General features: G+C 59.1%; 21 protein-coding genes and 1 riboswitch. Of the genes, 7 read left to right on the top strand and 14 right to left on the bottom strand.

The window, feature by feature from the left end; translation table 11 throughout:
• Positions 1-3: 3 nt before the first annotated feature.
• Both ACZ6ZO_RS02995 and ACZ6ZO_RS02990 read right to left on the bottom strand, forming a co-directional pair.
• Entirely contained in the window at positions 4-1,623 is a 1,620-nt protein-coding gene (locus tag ACZ6ZO_RS02995; RefSeq protein ID WP_465290455.1) for a DNA repair helicase XPB, read from the bottom strand.
• A 57-nt stretch (positions 1,624-1,680) separates the two neighbouring features.
• On the bottom strand, positions 1,681-3,894 hold the full coding sequence (locus ACZ6ZO_RS02990; RefSeq protein WP_465290423.1) for a helicase-associated domain-containing protein: 2,214 nt from the start codon (positions 3,892-3,894) through the stop codon (positions 1,681-1,683).
• A gap of 63 nt (positions 3,895-3,957) precedes the next feature.
• Between ACZ6ZO_RS02990 and ACZ6ZO_RS02985 the strand changes: the two genes are divergently transcribed.
• Positions 3,958-4,152: a hypothetical protein gene (locus tag ACZ6ZO_RS02985; RefSeq protein WP_182386686.1), complete on the top strand. Its 195-nt coding sequence runs from the start codon at positions 3,958-3,960 to the stop codon at positions 4,150-4,152.
• Positions 4,153-4,629: 477 nt separating this feature from the next.
• On the opposite strand, the gene ACZ6ZO_RS02980 is transcribed toward ACZ6ZO_RS02985, so the two are convergent.
• The 3 genes from ACZ6ZO_RS02980 to ACZ6ZO_RS02970 form a co-directional block, all read right to left on the bottom strand.
• Positions 4,630-6,249, bottom strand: a complete 1,620-nt coding sequence (locus tag ACZ6ZO_RS02980; RefSeq protein ID WP_182386685.1) for a solute symporter family protein — start codon at positions 6,247-6,249, stop codon at positions 4,630-4,632.
• On the bottom strand, positions 6,250-6,594 hold the full coding sequence (locus ACZ6ZO_RS02975; protein WP_182386684.1) for a DUF485 domain-containing protein: 345 nt from the start codon (positions 6,592-6,594) through the stop codon (positions 6,250-6,252). It lies immediately after the preceding gene.
• Between the two features lie 400 nt (positions 6,595-6,994).
• Entirely contained in the window at positions 6,995-7,579 is a 585-nt protein-coding gene (locus ACZ6ZO_RS02970) for a resuscitation-promoting factor Rpf1 domain-containing protein (RefSeq protein ID WP_182386683.1), read from the bottom strand.
• A gap of 9 nt (positions 7,580-7,588) precedes the next feature.
• Positions 7,589-7,733, bottom strand: a riboswitch (cyclic di-AMP (ydaO/yuaA leader).
• A gap of 363 nt (positions 7,734-8,096) precedes the next feature.
• Between ACZ6ZO_RS02970 and ACZ6ZO_RS02965 the strand changes: the two genes are divergently transcribed.
• Entirely contained in the window at positions 8,097-8,480 is a 384-nt protein-coding gene (locus ACZ6ZO_RS02965; RefSeq protein ID WP_182386682.1) for a cold-shock protein, read from the top strand.
• Here the strand turns inward: ACZ6ZO_RS02965 and ACZ6ZO_RS02960 are convergent.
• Together ACZ6ZO_RS02960 and ACZ6ZO_RS02955 are read right to left on the bottom strand one after the other, a co-directional pair.
• Positions 8,477-8,968, bottom strand: a complete 492-nt coding sequence (locus ACZ6ZO_RS02960; RefSeq protein WP_182386681.1) for a DUF2771 domain-containing protein — start codon at positions 8,966-8,968, stop codon at positions 8,477-8,479. The genes ACZ6ZO_RS02965 and ACZ6ZO_RS02960 overlap by 4 nt on opposite strands.
• Before the next feature lie 15 nt (positions 8,969-8,983).
• On the bottom strand, positions 8,984-9,730 hold the full coding sequence (locus tag ACZ6ZO_RS02955) for a glutaminyl-peptide cyclotransferase (protein WP_182386680.1): 747 nt from the start codon (positions 9,728-9,730) through the stop codon (positions 8,984-8,986).
• A gap of 36 nt (positions 9,731-9,766) precedes the next feature.
• Between ACZ6ZO_RS02955 and ACZ6ZO_RS02950 the strand changes: the two genes are divergently transcribed.
• Entirely contained in the window at positions 9,767-10,435 is a 669-nt protein-coding gene (locus ACZ6ZO_RS02950; RefSeq protein WP_232843318.1) for a DUF3027 domain-containing protein, read from the top strand.
• Between the two features lie 12 nt (positions 10,436-10,447).
• On the opposite strand, the gene ACZ6ZO_RS02945 is transcribed toward ACZ6ZO_RS02950, so the two are convergent.
• Positions 10,448-11,047, bottom strand: a complete 600-nt coding sequence (locus ACZ6ZO_RS02945; RefSeq protein WP_465290418.1) for an aminotransferase class IV — start codon at positions 11,045-11,047, stop codon at positions 10,448-10,450.
• Positions 11,044-12,801 (bottom strand): chorismate-binding protein, encoded by a 1,758-nt coding sequence (locus ACZ6ZO_RS02940; protein WP_465290416.1) that lies wholly within the window; start codon positions 12,799-12,801, stop codon positions 11,044-11,046. The genes ACZ6ZO_RS02945 and ACZ6ZO_RS02940 overlap by 4 nt, the downstream gene beginning before the upstream one ends.
• 134 nt (positions 12,802-12,935) lie before the next feature.
• Here ACZ6ZO_RS02940 and ACZ6ZO_RS02935 point away from each other — a divergent pair, with 134 nt between their 5' ends.
• Together ACZ6ZO_RS02935 and ACZ6ZO_RS02930 are read left to right on the top strand one after the other, a co-directional pair.
• Entirely contained in the window at positions 12,936-14,393 is a 1,458-nt protein-coding gene (locus ACZ6ZO_RS02935) for an NCS2 family permease (protein WP_465290414.1), read from the top strand.
• A gap of 109 nt (positions 14,394-14,502) precedes the next feature.
• A complete protein-coding gene (locus ACZ6ZO_RS02930; protein ID WP_465290412.1) occupies positions 14,503-15,327 on the top strand; it encodes a TrmH family RNA methyltransferase in 825 nt (274 codons plus the stop codon).
• 269 nt (positions 15,328-15,596) lie between these two features.
• Here ACZ6ZO_RS02930 and ACZ6ZO_RS02925 read toward each other — a convergent pair whose 3' ends face one another.
• The 4 genes from ACZ6ZO_RS02925 to serC form a co-directional block, all read right to left on the bottom strand.
• Positions 15,597-16,526 carry a hypothetical protein gene (locus ACZ6ZO_RS02925; RefSeq protein WP_465290410.1) on the bottom strand — a complete coding sequence of 310 codons (930 nt, stop codon included), beginning with the start codon at positions 16,524-16,526 and terminating at the stop codon, positions 15,597-15,599.
• A 19-nt stretch (positions 16,527-16,545) separates the two neighbouring features.
• Entirely contained in the window at positions 16,546-17,388 is an 843-nt protein-coding gene (locus tag ACZ6ZO_RS02920) for a DUF6928 family protein (RefSeq protein ID WP_417925012.1), read from the bottom strand.
• A 6-nt stretch (positions 17,389-17,394) separates the two neighbouring features.
• The gene (sepH, locus tag ACZ6ZO_RS02915; RefSeq protein ID WP_465290407.1) at positions 17,395-18,258 is read right to left on the bottom strand and encodes a septation protein SepH; all 864 of its coding nucleotides are present in this window, start codon (positions 18,256-18,258) and stop codon (positions 17,395-17,397) included.
• A gap of 92 nt (positions 18,259-18,350) precedes the next feature.
• On the bottom strand, positions 18,351-19,481 hold the full coding sequence (serC, locus tag ACZ6ZO_RS02910; protein WP_465290405.1) for a phosphoserine transaminase: 1,131 nt from the start codon (positions 19,479-19,481) through the stop codon (positions 18,351-18,353).
• Between the two features lie 627 nt (positions 19,482-20,108).
• On the opposite strand from serC, the gene ACZ6ZO_RS02905 reads away from it, so the two are divergent.
• Together ACZ6ZO_RS02905 and fkpA are read left to right on the top strand one after the other, a co-directional pair.
• A complete protein-coding gene (locus tag ACZ6ZO_RS02905; protein WP_465290403.1) occupies positions 20,109-21,407 on the top strand; it encodes a citrate synthase in 1,299 nt (432 codons plus the stop codon).
• Between the two features lie 110 nt (positions 21,408-21,517).
• Positions 21,518-21,877, top strand: coding sequence for an FKBP-type peptidyl-prolyl cis-trans isomerase FkpA (gene fkpA, locus ACZ6ZO_RS02900; protein ID WP_182386672.1), 360 nt, complete (start codon positions 21,518-21,520; stop codon positions 21,875-21,877).
• A gap of 375 nt (positions 21,878-22,252) precedes the next feature.
• Here fkpA and ACZ6ZO_RS02895 read toward each other — a convergent pair whose 3' ends face one another.
• A complete protein-coding gene (locus ACZ6ZO_RS02895; protein WP_465290401.1) occupies positions 22,253-22,729 on the bottom strand; it encodes a hypothetical protein in 477 nt (158 codons plus the stop codon).
• Positions 22,730-22,795 lie beyond the last annotated feature (66 nt).

Here is a 22,795-nt window from a genome sequence, read left to right as displayed (position 1 = left end):
CTTCTAAAGATCTTCCGCATCAATGATGCGGTAGGCGTAGCCCTGTTCGGCAAGAAAACGCTGGCGGTGAGCTGCGTATTCCGCATCAAGCGTATCGCGACTAACAACGGTGTAAAAGTGGGCCTCGCCCCCGTCTGCCTTCGGACGAAGCAACCGGCCTAGCCGCTGGGCCTCCTCCTGACGGGAACCGAACGTTCCCGCTACTTGAATGGCGACCGCAGCCTCGGGCAAGTCAATGGAAAAGTTGGCCACCTTCGACACCACCAAGGTGCGCAGAGCGCCGCTGCGAAACTCCTCAAATAGCTTCTCGCGCTTCGCGGTGGACGTCTTGCCTTCCACCACCGGGACATCCAGCTCGGCGCCGATCTCTTCCAACTGGTCAACGTACGCGCCAATGATCAGCGTCGGTGCCCCTGCATGTTTGCGCAAGATCGCTCGCACGGCCGTCATCTTCCCAGCGGCAGATGCCGCGAGTCGGTAACGGTCCGCCGGTTCCGCCGTCGCGTAGGTCATTCGTTCTGCCTCGGACATCGTCACACGGACCTCGGTGCATTCGGCGGTAGCGATAAATCCCTGGGCCTCCAGGTCCTTCCATGGTGCGTCGTAGCGCTTCGGGCCGATGAGGGAGAATACGTCGCCCTCCCGGCCGTCCTCACGCACCAAAGTTGCCGTGAGCCCCAACCGGCGACGGGACTGCAAATCCGACGTCATCCGGAACACCGGAGCCGGCAACAGGTGGACCTCGTCGTAGATGATGAGGCCCCAGTCTCGGGAATCAAACAGTTCCAGGGCCCGGTACTCGCCTTTAGTTTTGCGCGTCACCACCTGATACGTGGCGATGGTGACGGGGCGGATTTCCTTCTTCTCCCCGGAGTATTCGCCGATCTCGTTCTCAGTGAGGGAGGTGCGACGTAGCAGCTCATCGCGCCACTGGCGGCCGGCCACAGTGTTGGTGACCAAGATCAGCGTCGTGGCTTGTGCTCGCGCCATCGCGGCTGCCCCCACCATGGTTTTACCGGCGCCACACGGCAACACGACCACACCGGAGCCGCCTTCCCAGAAGGATTCCGCGGCCATCTGCTGATAGTCGCGCAACGCCCAGTCCTTTTCCACCAGCGAGATGGGGTGCGATTCACCGTCCACGTAGCCCGCCAGGTCCTCTGCGGGCCACCCCACCTTCAGCAGCTCTTGCTTGAGGCGACCGCGTTCGGAAGGGTGCACCACGATCGTGGCGTCATCGATCACGGCGCCGAGCATCGGCTTGATCTTCTTGTGGCGCTGCAGCTCAGCCAAAATAGCTGGCTCCTCGGACTCGAGGATCAGTCCGTGAGCTGGGTGTTTATGGAGCCTCACTCGACCATAACGGGACATGGTCTCCGCGATATCCACCAGCAGCGGTTGGGGTACTGGGAAACGCGAATAGGTCTCCAGCATGTGGACGACCTGTTCAGCGTCGTGGCCAGCAGCGCGGGCATTCCACAGCGCGAGCGGGGTGATGCGGTAGGTGTGAATGTGCTCCGGGGCGCGTTCCAGCTCAGCAAACGGGGCTAGCGCGATGCGGGCTTCGGTTGCCTTCGGGTGGTCGATTTCCAGCAGGATCGTCTTATCCGACTGGACAATCATCGGGCCGTCAAAGTTCACGGGGCACACTCCTTAAAGCCGATAAGAGTCAAACCACCATTATTGCACTATTACCTCGGTGATTCGGTGGACCTGGAACCGGTGGACGCTTCCGGTGGTGGTGTCAATGGCGTCGACAAGCCCGGCAGCGACGGTGACAGGGCGCACCACACGGTGTACCGCAACGCCATGCTTATCGACGAAGCCCAGCGTCACCGTCTTGCCACCGCGGGCAGCGGCCTGCAGGATGCTGAGGGTTTCGGAGGCTGGGGCGCGCGTCCCGGTGGCCACCGCCTCCTTTGCCGTGTCACCGCGCCGGATAGCGGCGACTGCCGCCTCGATGCGACTTGGGTCAAGTGTGGTGGGACCAGGGCGGGCAGCTGGCTGGGCGACGCGCGACGGCTCCGGGGCCAGGTCGATGCTGAGACCGAAGGCATCCTCGGCGATCGGCTGGAAACCAGCGGCGCGCAACGCCTTGATCACTTGTATCAGCGGCGCTTGCGCAACTGCGACGGTGGGAGCCACGGCGCGAAGCGCCACCGTGTCGCCGATCGCTGCCACGGCTTGGACAATAAGCGACCGGTCATCACAGCGCAGGTAGCTCATCGCGGGCCCGCCGCGAAGGCTGCCGTGCTTGCGGGCAACATCGTCTACCAGATAGCCGATCGACTGTGGCAGCTCCATCACCGACAGGGCAGTGAGACGCTCCATAATCTCCGCGCCGGTGAGCCCCGAATCGAGCGCCGTACGAAGGGACGCTTCCGTGATCCGGTAAACGCTCGCGAGACCGGAGGACTCCAGCTCCGCGATGAGATCCACGAACTGTTGAGCTTTCGGAGTCAGCGGACCAGGGGCAAGCATCGTCATATCTGCCTGGATGATGAGCTGCTCCACCGCAGCGGGCACGTAAATATCGCCGGTGCGTACTGCGCTGGTGAGCACACCGTCGTGCACGGCTCCGATCCAGTGGGCCTCCTCAAGGAGCTGGTTGAAAATGCTTTCCGGCAGTGCCGAACTGCTCAGGGGGTGCAGGAAGCGGAAGTATTCCCAGGTGTCCGATACATTTCCGCCGGGAGGAAGGGCGGATAGGGCGTCGATAAGCTGCGTGCGTAGTTGTGCCAGGCGCTCGTCGTGCATCTGGGCGGCTAGCAGGTGAACCTTGGTTTTTTCCTTGGTTGTGCCCAACAGCCACGGCGCCCAGGGGCTGGTGCGCCAACCATCCAGCATGATGCGCAGCTGCTCATCGAGTGGGCTCGCGAGCCACTCGTCGGCGCGCGGGGTGGGGGTGTAGTAGTCGCCGCCGTCGTCATCGTCGGGGAGTGGAGCTGGGACACCGCGGGCGACCAGCTCGGCTGATACCGCCAGGCACATCAGTCGCGCCAGGTCAGCTTCACTTATTTCTAGGGCCCTGGACAAGCGCGAAACCATCCGGACGCCCACCGCACCCCCTTTGAGCGTAGAGACCGGACGCTGCCCCAGGTCCTGCAGCAGCAGCCTCATGAGGCGACACACTTCAAGCCCCGCGGAGATCCCCGCCTGGTCAGCCACGGCGAGCGCATCATCGCCTTCGGCAACTACGGGAGGACATGCCAACGGTAGCTGCTGCTGGCCCAGCAGCTCGCGTCGTACCGCTTGGGGCAGCTTCACCGTCGACTCATCCACCCGATGCAGCAACCCCTGGGAAATGAGCCGTGGAATCGGGCGTTCCGGGTCCGCATCGAACGCAGCATCCTTCGTCACTCCCGTGCCACCGGACTGGGCCAGCGTAGTCAAAATCTTCATCGCCCGCTGGGGGAGGCCACTTAGCACTTCCCCGAGATCTTCCGGTGGCCCCTCGGGATCCGGGAGCAGCTGCCACCCGGACGGAAGCGCGGGCAGGGCCTCCTGCACCACCCGGAGAGAGTCGTGGCCAAACAACAAGCCATATGACGTCAGCTTCGCCACCGATGCCAGTACATCGTCGGACGAGGGCGCATCGGTCGTGCGCTCACCGATAAGCTCCACCACTTCGGGGGCAGCAACGGGTGTGAGCTCCCCACCAAGCTCGGCCACAGCCTCCAACACCAGCAGATCAGTGGTATTGAGCGCCTGCAACGCCCTGCTTACCGACGCACGCAGCTGCAAACGCGCAGCTAGCGACCCGATTCCGGGTGGGAGAGGTAACACAGTGTCCGGCCGTAACCGCAGCAAAACCGACAACTGTTCATCGGACAACGAGGCCAACCAATCCCGAAAACACAAGGACTTGGTGGAGTGGGGGTTAAGTTTTTTCATGATTGACCAAGTTTAACGCCCCGAGAAGTGACTTTTTCGCCCAAGGTTTGAAACAATAGACACATGGCAAAAATCGAGAAGAATAGCTACGTCGATCCGGGCTGGCCAGAGCACATCCCGGGAACCAGCGATCACCCTGTTACGGAATTGGTTTCTCGTCTGGCTGGGGCGTCCAGCCCTTACGGCGACGAAATGCCATTCCCACTTCCAGCAGAGAAGATCGGTTACGTTCACCCATACACCCGCATTAACAAGTAAGTAAATTACTGCACTACAGGCCCGCAGCTTCGGCTGACGGGCCTGTAGTTTTTGTTTGTTGGAGGTTTTAGGGTTTAAGGGTTTAGGGTGATGCTTTTTCTGTGAAACCCGCGAAGCAAAACTCGGATCTCGGGGAATTTTGTTGCTGTAGATTTGCTATTTGGGTGTTTTGCTCCGAGACCCGGGTTATGCTCCCCGGGGATTGCCATCTAGGACTTGGCAGTAAGGAAGCGATCGACAGCTTCGTTTGTCTTAAAGTTATAGTCTGCGGTGAAGCGCGAGCTGGTGTGCAAGGAGTCGCACGGGATATAAGCAACACCGCTGATCTGTATCCCACGCCTTGTTCAAACACTGCAGTGTGCTTAGAGAACGTCGTGCTCTCAAAGCACTGCTCGCCATTAGTTAGAAACTGATTATTTCATTCCAACTAATGGGGAGCAGTTCACACCCTGCCAGGGGGATCATGCGAACCTAGGGTTAGTGAGCGATAGCCTTCTCCACACCGATACCGGTGAGGGAGCGGACTTCCATCTCAGCTCGCTTGAGCGGGAAGTTGTCTGGCTTGCCGATCAGGGTGCCGATGATGCCCAAGATGAATCCGGTTGGGATTGCGATGATCGACGGGTTGGTCAGCGGGAACCATGCGAAGTCTGCGCCGGGGATCATCGAGGTTGGGGCGCCGGAAACTGCTGGGGAGAAGATGATCAGGACGATCGAGGTCAGCAGGCCACCGTAGATGGAGAACAGCGCGCCGGTGGTGTTGAACTTCTTCCAGTACAGGGAGTACAGGATGGTTGGCAGGTTCGCTGCTGCTGCGATGCCGAAGGCGAGTGCCACCAGGAAGGCGATGTTCTGCCCCATAGCGCCGATGCCCATGACGATGGCGAGGATGCCGATGACGATAACAGTGATGCGGGAAACGCGGACCTGCTCTTCTTCGGTGGCCTTGCCATCGCGGAGGACGGAGTTGTAGATGTCGTGGGCCACGGACGCGGAGGCGGTGATCGCCAGGCCAGCCACGACGGCGAGGATGGTGGCGAATGCGACTGCGGAGATGCAGGCCATGAAGATGGTGCCACCGACCTTGGAGGACAGCAGGAGGACTGCGGAGTTTGCGCCACCAGGTGCTGCGGAGATCTGCTCAGGGCCGACGAGTGCCGCGGCGCCGTAACCCATGACTACGGTCATGAGGAAGAACAGTGCCACGATGGCAGTGGTCCACACGATGGAGCGGCGTGCTTCCTTCGCGGTTGGCACGGTGTAGAAGCGCATCAACACGTGCGGCAGACCGGAGGTACCGAAGACGAGTGCGAGGCCGAGAGAGATGAAGTCAAGCTTGGTCAGTTCGTTCTTGCCGTACTTCAGGCCCGGGTTGAGGATGGCGTCGCCCTTAGGGTGGTTGGCTACAGCAGCTTCGAGCACAGCGTTGAAACCTCCCTTGACGGCGAAGAAGGTCAGCAGGGTAATGATGATGGAGCCACCAACGAGTAGGACAGCCTTGATCATCTGGACGTAGGTGGTGCCCTTCATACCACCGACCAGGACGTAGACGATCATCAGCACGCCGACGATGGCGACGACGATGGCCTGAGCTGCCTTACCGTTAATGCCGAGGAGCAGTGCCACGAGGCCACCTGCACCAGCCATCTGCGCGATCAGGTAGAACAGGGAGATCGCGAGGGTGGAGATAGCAGCGGCCATGCGGACTGGCTTCTGCTGCAGACGGAAGGACAGCACGTCTGCCATGGTGAACTTGCCGGTGTTACGCAGCGGCTCAGCCACGAGGACCATGGCCACCAGGAGGGCGATGAGGAAGGCGACGGAGTAGAGGAAGCCGTCGTATCCTGCGAGCGCAATGGCGCCGGTTACGCCGAGGAAGGCTGCTGCGGACAGGTAGTCGCCGGAGATAGCGAGGCCGTTTTGCCAGCCGGAGAAGGACGCGCCGCCGGTGTAGAAGTCGGAACCCTTCTGGGAGGTCTGGCGGGTAGCGCGGACCACGATGCCCATCGTGACCACGATGAACAGGATGAAGATGGAGATGTTGAGGATCGGGTTACCGGTGGAGACGGATTCCGATGCTGCGAGGGTGAAGTTCATTTAGACCACCGCGCTTTCTGGGGAGGAGCCGGTCATCGTGTCACGAAGAGCGGCGGTTGCTGGGTCGAGCTTGTTGTCGGCGAAGCGGACGTAGATCCAGGTCACCAGGGCGGTGGTGGCGAACTGTGCCAGGCCGAGGACCATGCCGACGGTGATGGCGCCGTACACACGCTGCGAGACAAAGTCGGTGGCGTACGTCGCTGTGACGATGTAGAAGAGGAACCATGCGAGGAATGCAAAGGACAGCGGGAAGGCAAACGTCCGGAAAGTGCCGCGGAGCTCGTTAAACTGCTCGGACTCACTGACCGCGAGGAACTCTTCGGGAGTTGGAGTTGCGGATTTCATTTTCACCTCTAATGCGTTAAGGGGTGTCTGTCACCTTTGTGAAGATCATGTGAGACGCTACACAGTTTTTACTTGTGATGCACGTCATTCCAGGTCACGGGTGTGATTTGCCGTAAATAGCAATCTTCACAAATTTGTGAAGATTTGGGTATATGTGGGATTTGCGAAGAATGAAAAGGTGATAGTGGGGGTAGTCGCCACGGTGATCTAGGGTGATTTGCCGGCTGTTTGTCGCCTAGGTTACAAATTGCTAGTTCAGGGGGAGAAACGACTTTTGACCTGTAAAGGGGGTGAAAATGCGGGCTTAACGATGTCCGTAGCCCAGTTACTTCACCTCAGAAATAGCAAAAAACCGCCCAGCCAATTTGGTGGCGGGCGGTTAGCTGGCTAGGGCGCTGTCTTAGGAGCTGGTGGCAACCTGTGCTGGGTTAGCGTTGAGGAAGGACTGAACTGCGCCCTTATTGGCGTTGTAGAAGCCCTTGACCTCAGCTGGAACTTCCTGGCCACGAGCGGCGAAGAAAGCTTCGATCTGAGCGTAGGTTGCGTCAGCTGCTGGCGCACCTGCCTGGGTGACTGGTGCGTCGTAGGCAACAGCTGCAGGTGCTGGGGTTGCGCGAGGGGTTGGTGCGGAGTTCAGGCCCAGCTTGGCGGAGCAAGATGGCCATGCGCCCCAGCCCTGGCTGGCGAGCACGCGCTCAGCGACGACGATCTGCTGCTCACGGGTTGCCTGGTATGCATATGGTGCAAACTCCTGCCCGCCGTTCGCGTTCCAGGTGGAAGGGGAGAACTGCAGGCCACCGTGGTAGCCGTTGCCGGTGTTGATGGACCAGTTGCCGCCAGCTTCGCAGCCTGCGAGACGGTCCCAGTCGGAGTCAGAAGCTGCAGAAGCGGTTGGGGCGAGCAGGGTTGCTGCAGTGCCGAAAGCAATGGTGGAAGCGGCGAACTTTGCTGCAAAAGAAGCAGACTTAGCGGCGTGACGTGCCATAAGTAGTTGTTTTCCTCTCATTTAACGCCTGCGAGGTTAGCTGTCGGGTTCAGGCGGAGGATTATTGCCTGGCCGCGGGAAGCGGCTTCACCCCTAGGGAAAATCCCCATTGTGGGTTCCCCGCCCCTGTCTGTTGATGAAGTTTGTACGGTCAATGTTGAAACTGCACTGACTATGTGCTTGCTGCATCTACTCTCAGACAGGGTTAGGCGATAGAGTAGGTGTCAACGAGCGCCGTGCTTGAGACTTAACGGTACCGGTTTATTACGAAATAGTCACGTTCTGAGCCTTAAAAATTGCTGTAAGTTTCAATTTGGACACAAAATGCCTGCACATCGCGGGGAAATGGCCGGTTGTGAAGGTGATCACCTAGGGGAATGTAGTAGCTGTGAAGTCGGCGACCGGGGCGACTTCCTGACCAGAACCGGGCTAGGGTAGACTTTAGTCTTTATCTTAAATCGCTCGAGTGGCCACATTTTGGTCGCCTAACATCCTGCACAACACGGAGGTATGGAACATGCCTATTGGCAAAGTGAAGTGGTTTGATGCCGAACGCGGGTTCGGATTTGTGTCTAACCCGGGTGATGAAGACGTTTACGTTAACCGCCAGGTGCTGCCGAAGGGTGTCACTGAACTGTACCCCGGTCAGCGCTTAGATTTCGATTTTGCTGCCGGCCGTCGTGGGCCACAGGCCCTGCGCGTGAAGGTGCTTGATGACGCCCCTGGCCGCAAACCAATCCACAAGTACAAGCCTGAGCAACTCGCATCGATGATTTCCGACATGATGACCCTGCTGGAAAGCGTGCAGGGGCCACTCCAGGCTGGTCGTTACCCGGACCGCAAGGAAGGCCGCCAGGTGGCGGAAATCCTGCGGGCGGTGGCTAAAGAACTGGATGCTTAGGACGTATGTACTGACCAGACCACGGTGTAAGGGGTTTCCACACCTTTCGCATCGTGACCAATTAATACTGTAGAGACCTCGACCACGACCAATCGTGGTCGAGGTTCTGCGTCTGCGGAGCCCTTAATCTCCACGTCCTTGGCTTCGTGGCCTTTGAAGAAGCTTTGATCATTGAACGCTGGATCGTCGTAGATCTTCAGTACGGACCAGTCGTGGTCGTAGATTTCTTTCGGAACCTCGATCTTCAAGGTGTCATCCGGCCCCACAGTCACGGATGGGACCTCGCCTTCGGGGCATTCCAGTCCCGGTTCGCACACCATGTAGGGGCTAATGTCCTGGCCATTCGCCTTAATCGTGACGGTCGCAGGTTCTGGGCCCGGCCGATTGTTCCACCATTTCTGGAATGCGATGGAACCAGCCACCACCACGACGACAGCGACGATCAAGATGAGGAACTGGGTGAGGTTGCGTTTACGAGTGCTCGCCATGGTGCTTAATGCTAGTTAATTCTTCTCGACAAACCGAACCTCATAGATGTCAGGCCACCTCTTTCCGGTGAGGTAGAACCGATCTGTGCCGGGGATGTGCGCGATGCCGTTCAAGACATTATTGGAATCCGGCGCCGCGTTGTTCGGTAGCCCGGAGGCATCAATAATGGCTGTGACGTGGCCCTTTCGATCAAACTTATAGATGTCGGTGGTGAGGAAACGGTTGGCGTAGATGGCGTCCCCCACGCATTCGAGCTCATTGAGCTTGTCGACGCCCGTATCCACGCGCTCCTTTTCCGCAAAGGTCTCCGGGGCCAGTACGCGCAACGAGCTGGTGCCATCGGACATGATCAGTGCATCGTCGAAGGAACATAGCCCCCACCCTTCGCCGTCAAACGTTGCCTGGTCGGTGACCTCGAAAGTGTGGGAGTGCCGTCGATAAGCGGTGCCATTTTGCCAGGTCAGCTGCCAGACCTCGTCGCCGTGCTGGGTGATGCCCTCCCCAAACTCCTGCGGTAACAATGGTTGGCTGGCGAGCTCCCGCCCATCTACGGTGCGACGCAGGATCCGGCTTTCGCCGTACCACCCGGTCCCCACGAGCAACTCCTGCGGGTTAGACCGGGATACCTCTAAACCCTGGGTAAACGCAGTGGGGTCCCCGGGGTGAGTCGCCACGATCTCCACCGTAAGTTGCTTCGGCTCGCTCGAACAGCTCACAACGAGGGGTAACACGGCCAGCGCGGCGACAAATGCGGATCTCATAGATTCCTATTTTGCCCCATCAGCCATAATGGGGGTGTGGGAACAGCTAAGAGACGACGCCGAGGACCGCTTTTTGACACCCGAGCAATCGGAATCGCACGCCGCGCCATCACCGATATGGGGGAGGATGGCGTCGGAGAACACACCGGAGTCACCGTGCTCTCCAAAAACGCTGTCGCGCATCATTTTGAGGCCGATGTTCCCGGTTATCGTGGCTGGGAATGGAACGTCGTTTTGGCATGCGCGGAAGGATCACGCTTCGTCACCGTCAACGAAGTTGCCCTCATGGCGGGCCGCGACGCCCTGCAAGCCCCAGACTGGGTGCCTTACGAAGATCGCGTCCAACCCGGCGACCTTCAACCCGGCCTGTACATCCCGCCTCGCGCCGACGATGAACGTCTGGAAGAAACAGACCGCGGGCACACCCTGACCAAGATCGGATTTCAAGGCGCCCTCAAACGCTGGCAGGACGCCTACGGACCCACCACCGAAAGCGCCGAACTATCCCCGCTCAAATGCGAAACCTGCGCATTCTACGTGCAGGTGGACCAGATCGGAAAGTTCTTCGGCGTGTGCTTTAACGAATTCGCCGACGACGGCCACATCGTGCACGCTTCCTACGGATGCGGCGCCCACTCGGAGACCCCACCTGCGAAAAACCTCGCTGCACAGGAGCACACCCCCTTCGACGACGAGCGCTTCTAAAGAACAGCGCTTCTAAACCAGATCCGCCCGCGCCCACAGCCACGCATTGACCTCGTCCACCGGGTACTTGGCGGAGGTGGTGCGCACCCCGGAAAACGCGTTGAGCAGCCACATCGGATGCCCCTCCGGGCGAAGCTGTCGGGTGGGAAGCCCGCCGAAAAACTCGGTGACCTGATGCAGCGTCGTCGATTCCAGCTGACGGGGTTGCGCCGGAACTACCGGGCCGGAAGGTGTGAACACGATCAATGCGGAGAAGATGCCTTCCACCAGGAAGCCATCGCCATCAACGAGCAGGCCTTCGTCGTAGCCCCGAGACTGGGATGTCGACATTGTCCCAGCTAGCCAACCAAGATCCGGTCCCTTGCAGGTGGGGTCGCACCGCTGATCAAGGTGCGGAACCGGATCCACACTAATCAGATCCTTGATAGGGCGATCGGGACGGTACTCCACCTCGCCGGTAGCCCTGACTAGAGGAAAGCATGGGGCCGACCCGAACCCACGCAACTGCTTCCGCACCTCGCGCTGCCCCTGCGGAGACAGCCCGAGCCGACGCCAATGCAGCTCTAGACCACGGACCCGACCCCCGACCATCCGGAAACTCGTTACCGTCATTGTTGCCCCAGCAGCACTCGGAAGGGCTCCATCTTCACCAGTACTTCTTCGTATTCTTCTGCCGGGTCGCTCAGCGCCGTTACCGCGCCGCCGGCACCGTATGTAAGCAGGTCACCGCGCTGCACCACAGTGCGGATCAGGATGGAAAAATCGGCGTCGCCAGTGGCGGACACATACCCCATGCAGCCGGAGTAAAAACCGCGTGGCTGAGCTTCCAGCGAGGCCAAGATGTCCATGGAGCGCTGTTTCGGCGCGCCCGTCATGGAACCACCCGGAAACGCTGCCCGCACCACCGACATGGGACTCACCCCGGCGCGCACCGTCCCAGTGATCGTGGAAATCATCTGGTGGGCGCGGGAAAACGTGTACACCTGGCACAGCTCCGGCACCGCGATGCTGGCAGGTTCGCAGGAACGAGCCAGGTCATTGCGCAGCAAATCCACGATCATGAGGTTTTCCGCCCGATCCTTCACGCTGGTTTCCAAATCTTTGATGAGGGCGGCGTCGTCATGCCCGCGTGGCCTCGTGCCTTTAATGGGGGACGCCGCCACCACGCTGTTGTGGATGGACAGGAACCGCTCCGGCGACGCAGAAAGCACGTTGACCTCGCCCAAGAACAACCCTGCCATTGGGGAGGGAGACTGCTCCCGCAGGCGCAGATAAAGCTTCAGTGGATCGGCCTCGCAGCGCGCCGACGCCACCGTGGTTAGACACAACTCGTAGGAATCGCCAGCCACGATGGCCTCCTGGCACCGCTGAACCAGCCCCACGTACTCGTCTTTTGCGTGCTTGAGGGTGATCTCACCGGAGAATGTCCCTGGCTCCGGCTCCCGCAACTCAGGCAGCTGCACCTCGTGCTGGGACAGCAGCCACGCCTGCTCGCCGCACACCTGGTACACCACCTCTGGAACGAGCAGCTCACCTGCCGCATACGGCCCACCGTCACTGCCACCCGTCGCCTCGTAGGGCAGCACACCGAGCGCGCCGGGCACGAAGTCCACCGGAGCGGGATCGGAGTCGAGGCTCAGCAAGCCGTGTGGAACATCGTCTGGCGCAACGAGCCGGTGGCCTGCGCCAATAAGGTGCATGCCGTCGCCTGTCGCGGTATCGAGCCAGCACAGGTAGGGGTATTCGGTGCGCCAGGCGTCGACAAGCGCGGCGGGGCTCACCAGGTCGGTGGCGCGGCGGTGCCAGGTGGGGAGGGCGCCGGTGGCGTCGATAAGCTGGCGCATCAGCCGCTCACCGTGCCCGGTGCCGATCGACTCGGGGTGGAACTGCACGCCCCACTGCTGCTTGCCGACGCGCCGGAGAGCCATAATCGTGCCGTCTTCCGCGGTCGCTAGCACTTCGACGCCGGTCGGGTCGGTGACTTCGAGCGAGTGGTAGCGGATCACCTGGAAAGGGGAGGGGATCCCGGCGAAAATCCCGGTGCCGTCGTGATGTACCTGGCTTTCTAGGCCGTGGCGCGGATGTTGCGCGCGAGTCACAGTGCAGCCGGCGTGCAGGGCGATCGCCTGGTGCCCGAGGCACACCCCAATCACGGGGGTGTCGCTGCGGATCGCCTCGGCCGAGGTGCCAATATCCGCTGGATGTGCGGGGTGGCCCGGGCCCGGCGAGATGATGTAGAGGTCGGCGTCGGGGAGGGGAGCGTCATTGGGCACGATCGTGGGCGCTATCCCTACTGCGCGGAAAATCAAATCAGCGAGTAGGTGCGTAAATGAATCATGGTTATCAATGAGCGCGATCTTGGTCACGTGGCGGTGGTCCCATCTGCATTTTTGGTTTGGTTTATTGTACAGCCCATGTTGCGAAAGCCCTGCGTGAGGTGCAAAAGTGTAACGGGCACCAATCACCATGACAAGGTGCATTTTAGTTTTTGGGAGAACATATGACTGCACCCGCAGTATCGCAACGCAGTGCGTTGGATAAATATTTTTCTATCAGTGAACGCGGTTCCACAGTAGGGAACGAGGTTCGCGCTGGCGTCGTGACTTTCTTCGCGATGGCCTACATTATTATTCTTAACCCGCTGATTATCGGCACCATTGAAGACCAGACTGGCCACGCGCTGGGCGTCCCACAGGTCGCGGCTGCGACCGCGCTGGCCGCTGGCGTCATGACCATCCTCTTCGGCCTAGTCGCACGCTACCCGTTCGGTATCGCCACCGGCCTGGGCATTAACACCCTCGTGGCTGTGACCATGGTCGCGGGCGAAGGTTTGACCTGGCCCGAAGCCATGGGCCTGGTGGTCATCGACGGTATCATCATCGTCTTGTTGGCTGTCTCTGGCTTCCGCGTAGCTGTATTCAACGCGATCCCTGACGCGCTAAAGGCTGCGATGGGTGTGGGTATCGGCCTGTTCATCGCCATGATCGGCCTGGTGGACTCCGGTTTTGTGCGTCGCATCCCGGACGCAGCAGGCACCACCGTGCCAGTGGGCCTTGGTATTAACGGCTCCATCGCTTCCTGGCCGACCTTCGTTTTCGTCGCAGGTCTCATCATCTGTGGCATCATGGTGGCCCGGCACGTGCGTGGCGGACTGTTCCTGGGCATCGTGATTACCACGGTGATCGCCATGGTGGTGGAAGGCATTTTCGGTGCGGGGCCGTCCTTCGTCGATGGCAAGCCAGTCCCAACCGGCTGGTCTTTGGCTGTCCCAGAAATTCCGCATTCCCTCGGCGGGTTGCCAGACCTGTCCATCATCGGTGCTGTTGACCTGGTTGGCGCCTTCACCCGTGTCGGCGTGCTTTCCGCCTGCCTGTTGATCTTCACCTTGGTGCTGGCCAACTTCTTCGACGCCATGGGCACCATGACGGCCCTTGGTAAGCAGGCGGGACTCACTGATGAACACGGTAACCTGCCAGACATGAAGCAGGCCTTGATCGTGGAGGGCGCTGGCGCGATCGTTGGTGGTGGCATGTCTGCGTCCTCCAACACGGTTTACGTTGACTCTGCAGCCGGTATCGCTGACGGCGCCCGCACTGGCCTGGCCAACGTGATCACCGGTGTGCTGTTCCTGCTGGCCATGTTCCTCACCCCGCTGTACTCTGTGGTTCCCATCGAAGCCGCGGCCCCGGTACTGGTGATCGTCGGTGCCCTGATGATGGGGCAAATCAAAGAAATCGACTTCACCGATTTCACCATCGCGCTCCCGGCGTTCCTGACCATCGTGGTCATGCCGTTCACCTACTCCATCGCTAACGGCATCGGCGTCGGTTTCATCGCCTACGTCTTCATGGCTTTGGCCTCCGGCAAGGGCAAGCAGGTGCACTGGCTTCTCTGGCTGATCGCCATCCTGTTCATGGTGTTCTTCGCTATCGACCCAGTGATGAATGCCCTGGCGTAATCACTGCTGTTTCTGGTGACCCGGCCGGCGCTGCCTTAAGGCGCGGCCGGGTTTTCGCATAGGGCGCTGGCTTATCGACGCAGTTCCGTGGCGCTAAAATGACACTGCTATGGCTACCTACATTCACATCGATGACCCCGCGGATCCACGCCTGGACGATTTCCGCGACCTCAAGCACTCCGACAACCGCCCCGACCTGCCCGGCGGAAAGGGGCTCGTGATCACTGAGGGGCCATTGGTGGTGCGACGCTGCCTTGAGTCGCGGTTCCCGGTCCGCGCGCTGGTGGGCTTTGAACACAAGCTGGATTCCTTCCTTGCTGAGGAAGGTGTGGCGGAGTTGACCCGGGACATTCCGATCTACTGCGTGACTAGGGACGTGCTCGCTGAGGTCGCGGGCTACGACATGCACCGGGGCCTGCTCGCAGCAGCCGATCGTGCCCCAGCCCTCAGCATCGCGGAAGCGATCGCCGGAGCAAAAACCATCGCAATCCTCGAAGGTGTGGGGGATCACGAAAATATCGGGTCGATGTTCCGCAACGCCGCCGGTATGGGGGTGGACGCGATCTTATTCGGGGCGGCCTGCGCTGACCCGCTCTACCGCAGGTCAGTGCGTGTATCCATGGGACACGTGCTGCGCATTCCGTTCGCGCATTTTGGTGGTACTCCTCGGACCTGGCACCACGAACTACAACAATTAGCAGGGTTCCACCTGGTTTCCCTGACCCCCAACACTGAGACCCTGCTGAAAGACGCGTTGGCGGGGGATCACGAGAAGGTTGCGCTGCTGGTGGGCGCGGAGGGGCCCGGCCTGACAGAGCGGACAATGCGTGTCACGCATACCCGCGCGAAGATCCCGATGGCTCCCGGCACCGACTCACTGAACCTGGCGACGGCCGCGGCGATAGCGTTCTACGAGCGACAGCGCCAGGATTAGCCCGATTTGGACGAGGAAATAGGGGGCGAACTGATCCCAGTGGTGTGGCCACGTTGACAGCACTGCCACGTCGGCCACCACAAAGACCGCAAACAGCAGCTGACTGAAAAATCCGACTTCTTTCCATTGTGTCTGAATTACAACAATTGGAACGAGGAGCAGGCTCTCCGTGCGAAAGGTGTTCGTTGCTGTCGCGCAAATGGTCAAGGTCAAGAACACCAGTATTGGGATAGGGGCTGAAACAACGAGTTTTCGATCAGACATCTTGACTAGCAGCGCACTCGAACGGGGAAAGTAGCATTGTATCCATCAGCAGGGCCGATACCTCGGATAGCTAAGCAATGACCATTGGTGAAAAAAGGGCCAAAAAGAGAGCCGATTGTTCCGATGGCCCCACAAATCTTGCCGATTGTACTTGGCACCACATGTGTGAAGCGACTTAAACCAGCCATGCACGAAGCTAGACCGGCTGCTGCCCATGTCATATCGTCAGTTGTGAATACAAGGTCTTGTCCTATCTTCTTACCGCCAGAGAACACGTCCCGAATGTATGGATCAGCGACAATTGGGAAAATGGCTGATGAAGCGTCAACTTTCTGGATCAACGTACTGCCTTCGATCTCGTAGTGTGAGGGAATTGGTCGGTTTTCCCAATCGACGGCCCACGCGGGATCGATCAATGCTTCCGGTTCTCCCCACTGTTCTTGACGGACCACTACATAGCCCTCTTGAGTGATATCGAGCCATTTGCCAGGAAACTCAAATTTTAGGTCTTCGTCGGATTCTGCTTCGAGGATGGAAACCAACTGGATCCCGTCTTGTCTACGGATCTCTAGTGTTCTTGAGCTCGGGGGAAGTAGGCTTTCGATGACTGGAGCATTGGGATCGGCTTGGCTGCGCATCATTGAGAGAGTATCGTGCTCTGCATGGGCAGTTTCCGATAAGGAAACTAATTCACCGGGGTTCTTTGTGTTGGCTTCTACGAGACTTAAAGCGTGATCTGCTGTAAAAGTGGGTGCTCGAGCCACAGCTGATGGTCCTGAGCTGGCGAACAGGATTAGTGCGGCCAAGAGGCCTGTCAGACTTTTTTCATTGCAACTCCCAAATCGAGTAACTAAGATCACACTCACCTTATCATCGGTTTCAATTTCATGCTTCGGAAATAGTAAAAGTAGATTTGTCGTGTCGATCGCTTTCAACGAGCGGCAGCGCTGCCTACTAACCCCGATCGGTGTGGCGCAGTTTGTCTTTCACTGTTTCTCCGAAAGCTCGCAGGGAGCGTCGCGCAGACTTTGCCAGAGCCTTCGCGTCAGCCCAGGCTTGGCCAGCGCGGTCGGGGCGGGCATCGTCGGGGGCCTCTTCGTAGTCGTCGTAGGCGCGGGTGGCTGGGTTCAGACCGAGCTTGGTGGAGGCGGATTCGACCATGTCGCTGACTGAACGTGGGGGACGGGGCGTCGATAAGCGTGGCTCTTTGCGGCCGTCGACGGCGTATCCGACCACTGAGAGGTCCGGGCCGTCGGCGGAAATGTCGATGCCGAGCCAGTGTGTGTCTGCCTCGCGGACCAGGTCAATCGGCTCAAACGGCAGGTTGATGCCAGTAGCTTCCCCGGCCCACAGCGGCGCTTCGAAGGGCTCCGGCAGGCCGACGTCCTCATAGACCCGGTCGCGGCGCGCACAGAAGCTGCGTCGCAGTTCGCCACCCTGCCAGTGCGCAATCCCACCGAAACCGGTGTCGCCGTTTTCTGCGAAGGCGTACACGTCGCGGGCTTCGATGGAGTTCAGCAGCTTCGTGGGCAGCTCTGACAGCACAGTCATCTCCTCGAGGAACGTCTGCACCACCGTCACGCCCGGGTAGCCCGCGATATAAAACTCGCCCTTCGACGCGCTGACCGAACGATTCAGTGGGAACTCGCCGAACACGGAGATAGGCCAGGAGGGATTCATCAAGGCCAGGTATTTCCGCCCAAACCCGCGGTCAGCCTTCGGACCTGCGTTAAGAACCGCTGCGGGATCGCTAACATTGACAAACCACAATGTCACGACGGCGTCATGCGGCTGCATGGCGGCCTACCCTCGTGGTCGCTTCGTGTTAGTGCGCACACCAAGGAGGACATCCTCCCAGTGGGGCGTCACCGCTTTACGACGACGCTTCTGTGGTTGTGGAGCGCTCTCCGGATGCTGGAGGAATTCTTCCTCGGTAGTCTCCACCGGTTCCTCGGCCGGTTGTTCATCGCGTTCCACCGGCGACAGGTTACGCACAGCGGGCTGACCAAAGTCTGGATCAGTGAGCTCCGCGGCGATGGCGTTCCGGGCAACCGCAGTAGCGTTGCTCATGCCGTGGCTGTGATAGGACCATTCCGCGGTGTTATCGGACATTCCTGTCTGCCAGGACACCCGCACCACCCATTGGCCGGAAGGATCCTTGTATGCATCCCAGGTTGAGGTCGACAGGTCGTTGCCACGGGCCGCAAAAGCGGTAGCTAGCACTTCCCACAGCGTGAGCTTAGCCGGGCCGTCTTCCCGTACCGGGTGGGAACGCTTCGCCATATCCGCTACCCGAGCGCGCTCGATCAGTACTGGGTGTGCAAACGGCTCAATACGGGCCTCCGCTACTTCGTTTTCCTCCGCGAGCTGCGCGATCGTAGCGCCAGCGCGAACCCGATCCTGAATCTCGCGTGGCCGCATCTTCAGCGGCGCGGAGAGGCGCGGATCGACCTCGCGGGGTGCCGGTTTTTCCGCCACAGGCTCCGGCTCAGGGGTCTGCTCGGGCTCGGGTTCCGTGGTGTCCGCTGGGGCGGGTGGTTCGGCGGGGGAGGCGTCGATAAGCTGGCGCAACTCGTCGGTGACCTCAACGAAGAAGTCCTCGTCGTCTGCGCGGAAAACCAGCGACGACGCTGTGGATTCTTCGGCTACAAATTTCAGCTCGCGCACGGGAAACTCCTTCTAACGTGGACGTGTCAGACACCACTGTAGACGAAAAAAGCGCAATAACGTGGGAGTTACTGCGCTTTTGCTAGGGCGTGTTATGCGTTAGCGTGGCCGCCGTCGATAGCCCAATCGATGGCCTTCGTCAGCTTCTCCACATCCTGGGAGTCAATCGCCGGGAACATGCCGATGCGCAGCTGGTTGCGACCGAGCTTACGGTACGGCTCGATGTCCACGATGCCGTTAGCGCGCAGCATCTTAGCGATTTTCGCGGCGTCGATAGCGTCATCGAAGTCAATCGTGCCCACGACCAGGGAACGCTTCGCAGGGTCCGTGACGAACGGGGTAGCGCCCTCGCGGGCCTCAGCCCACTTGTACAGGATGTCCGAAGAAGCAGTGGTGCGCTGCACCATGCCGTCCAGGCCACCATTGGCGTTCATCCACTTTACCTGGCTATCCATCATCAGCAGCGTGCCGACGGCCGGGGTGTTGTACGTCTGGTTCTTACGGGAATTATCCACCGCAGTCTGCAGGTTCAGGAACGCTGGGATGAAGCGGTCAGAAGCATTGATCTTCTCGATGCGCTCAATGGCCTTCGGGCTCATCGCCGCGAACCACAAGCCACCGTCGGAGGCGAAGCACTTCTGTGGCGAGAAGTAGTAGACGTCAGTGTTCCGCATGTCCACTGGGAGGCCACCTGCGCCGGAGGTGGCATCGATAGCGATGAGGGCGTCGGTGCCAGCTGGACGCTCGACAGGAACCATCGCGCCGGTGGAGGTCTCATTGTGTGCCCAGCCGATGAGGTCAACGCCGTCGATGGCCTGTGGTGCAGGAGCGTCGCCCGGCTCAGCCTCAACGACGACCGGTGCTTCGAGCCACGGGGCCTGCTTGGAAGCCTTGGCGAACTTGGAGGAGAACTCGCCGAAGGACAGGTGGCCGGACTTCTTTTCGATCAGGCCAAAGGTTGCAGCATCCCAAAACGCGGTAGCGCCACCGAGGGACAAGATGATCTCGTAGCCCTCCGGCAGAGAGAATAGCTCGCTCAGTCCCTCACGCAGGGAACCGACAACGTCCTTAACGGCTGCCTGGCGGTGGGAGGTGCCGATGATTCCGGAAGCGCCCTGGACAATGGCGTCGATCTGCTCAGAGCGGACCTTGGAAGGGCCACAGCCGAAACGGCCATCAGCTGGGAGAAGTTCTGCGGGCAGGGTAGGGAATTGATCGGTCATGGGCCAACCTTCTTTTCTTCTTCGGCGCGGTTAAAGAATGTCAACATTCTACCTGTAATAAATACAAAGGATTGAAAGTATGCAAAGATGGGGGTGACGTCAGCCGAGTTGTAACAATCGTTGCAACTACGCGGTTTTGTCTAGCTAAGTTTTTTAATGTGCAAAGTTTGTTAATGCTTCGACCTGGCTTGCAAATCATGCGAGGGGGTGGCTGGAGCGGAAACTAAAAATTTTGTTGGAGGCGTCACAGTTTTTGCTATTATGTGTGTTGTCCCACGGGGTTATGGTTGGTTGCCATAGTCCCGTGAGCCTAACGCGGTGGATTTTCTTGCTAAATTTCTTGCCGCAGTAGGTTCTAGGATTGCGCCCGCGCTACATTTGAGGTGACCTTGCAATATCCTAACGTTCTAATTGTGGAACAATGGTGCATATTGTGTAGGTCTGCCTAAGGTGCAATATGATGTGGCTCAAACGCACAGTGATCCAGTGCTGGTAAGCAAAAGTTTTCCAGCACATATGGTGAACTTAGAACGCCTAACACATGCGGCAAAAATTTAATAGCACTACCCGCTTACAGCAGGAGATCCCACCAGGGTTCCTGGACTGTGATAAATCGAAAGGGAAACTGTGGCTTCTGACAACAAAGAGAAGGCTGTACTCCACTACCCAGGTGGCGAGTTCGAAATGGACATTGCTCGCGCTTCCGAGGGTAACGACGGCATCGTCCTCGGCAAGATGCTTGCTGAGACCGGCCTGGTCACCTTCGACCCAGGCTACGTGAGCACCGGCTCCACCGAGTCCAAGATTACTTACATCGACGGCGAACAGGGCATCCTCCGCTACCGTGGCTACGCCATTGAAGACCTGGCAGCGAAGGCCACCTTCAACGAGGTTTCCTACCTGCTGATCCACGGCGAGCTGCCAACCCAGGAGCAGCTGTCCAAGTTTAACGACGAAGTCCGTCACCACACCCTTCTCGATGAAGACTTCAAGGCACAGTTCAGCGTGTTCCCACGCGACGCGCACCCAATGGCCGTGCTCGCATCTTCCCTGAACATTCTGTCCACCTACTACCAGGACACCCTCGACCCACTTAACGAGGATCACCTCCACAAGGCAACCATCCGCCTCATGGCAAAGGTGCCGATGCTGGCTGCATACGCACACCGCGCACGTCACGGTGAGCCATACATGTACCCAGACAACTCCCTCAACGCTCGCGAGAACTTCCTCCGCATGATGTTCGGCTTCCCAACCGAGCCATACGAGGTAGACCCACTGCACGTCAAGGCCCTGGACCAGCTGCTCATCCTGCACGCTGACCACGAGCAGAACTGCTCCACCTCCACCGTCCGCATGGTTGCCTCCGCACAGGCAAACATGTTCGTCTCCGTCGCAGCCGGCATCAACGCACTGTCCGGCCCACTGCACGGTGGCGCAAACCAGGCTGTTCTGGAAATGCTGGACGAGATCAAGGCCAACGGCGGCGACGCAACCGACTTCATGACCCGCGTGAAGAACAAGGAAAAGGGCGTCAAGCTCATAGGCTTCGGCCACCGCGTCTACCGCAACTACGACCCACGTGCTGCGATCATCAAGAAGACCGCTCACGAGCTGCTGGAGAAGGAAGGCAAGGACGAGCTGCTTGAGCTTGCCATGAACCTGGAGCAGATCGCGCTGGCAGATGACTACTTCATCTCCCGTAAGCTCTACCCGAACGTTGACTTCTACACCGGCCTCATCTACCGTGCCATGGGCTTCCCAACCGACTTCTTCACTGTGCTCTTCGCCATGGGTCGTCTCCCAGGCTGGATCGCACAGTACATCGAGCAGGTTTCCCAGCCAGGTGGCAAGATCTACCGTCCACGTCAGATCTACACCGGCGAGACCCTCCGCGAGTTCGTGCCACGCGACCAGCGCGGCTAAGACACACGCCGCAGCATAAAGCCAAACGCCTCCCAGTTACGTAAGATCGTGGAGAAGCGTTTGGCTTAACGCGTTTTTATCCCCTTCACTAAAAGGAGAATCAAGACATCATGGAAAAGCCAGTAATCGCCCCACAGACCGGCCCAGCGCCAGAGGACCTGGTCATTGAAGACCTCATCGTCGGCGACGGCCCAGAAGCACAAGCCGGTGGCATGGTGGAAGTTCACTACGTTGGCGTGGACTTTGAAACCGGCGAGCAGTTCGACTCTTCCTGGGACCGTGGCCAGACCATTGAATTCCCACTCGCCGGCCTTATTGCCGGTTGGCAGGAAGGCATCCCAGGCATGAAGGTTGGCGGCCGCCGCCAGCTGACCATCCCACCAGAGGCAGCCTACGGCCCAGCAGGTGGCGGACACCCACTGTCCGGCCGCACCCTGGTGTTCGTGATCGACCTGGTCGGCACGCACTAAGCTTTTCGACGCAGTAAGGCGCACTACCTATTGCAGGAGCGCGCCTTTTTCATCTGTCCTTGTTTCGGCGTCGGTAAAGCACGTACATGACGAGACACATTCCGCCGCCGGTAGTTAGCGGAATTCTGAGTGCCCGAACTATTGGGGATAGGGGTAAGCCGAACAAATCGGCCAAGCTAAGCAAGATGCCGATACAAGTGACAGCTGCGAGAGTTAATTCTAGTTTTGACACTTTCCCTCCAGTTACTGAGACCAGCAGGCACCGCCTGGGAAAAGTTTAACGCCGTGTCCCCATGAATTGCAGAGACCAACGATTCCCGATTGGGTGGCCAAAGCGCCTGCAATAGCTCCAGCGAGCAAAGGACCTACGCCAGTTTAGGCAGTGAGTAGCGCTGCTATGGCCGCAACGCCAGCTCCAGAGCTGTATGCATTTTGAACTGCTGTTGCAGCGCAGCTGTCCAAAAGAATTGCAGGGGGAACTGCTTCGAAGCCATTGCGCCCTTCGCAGCTATTACGCAGAGCTGTCATTGTGGGTAGAACTTCAGATGCTTGCGACTGAATGGCTATGAGGTCGGATTCTGATGCTTTTACGGCCCAACCTTGCGAGGCAAGTGCTGCTGAATACTCACTCAGAATGTTGTTGTCGACCAGTGGATTGCTTTTGGCTGATTCGAAGTCCAATTCTTTGGATTTCGTGAATACGTATGGTTCGAGCTGCTCCAAGGTTTTTAAAACTTCTTCTACTGTAGGTGAGGTGCTCGCATGGTTATCGGAATGTAGGGAACCGGTGTTAGTCTCAACCGTAGTCTGTGCGAGTGTGGTCTTTGGACTGAGTAGCAATGGAAATGTCACAGATGCTACTAAGATTTTTTTAACGGACTCAATCGATGCTCCTTCTATGGGCTGTGGTGGAAGCGA

This window comes from Corynebacterium sp. NPDC104732, assembly GCF_055583565.1.
This window is presented reverse-complemented; position numbering and strand designations above follow the sequence as displayed.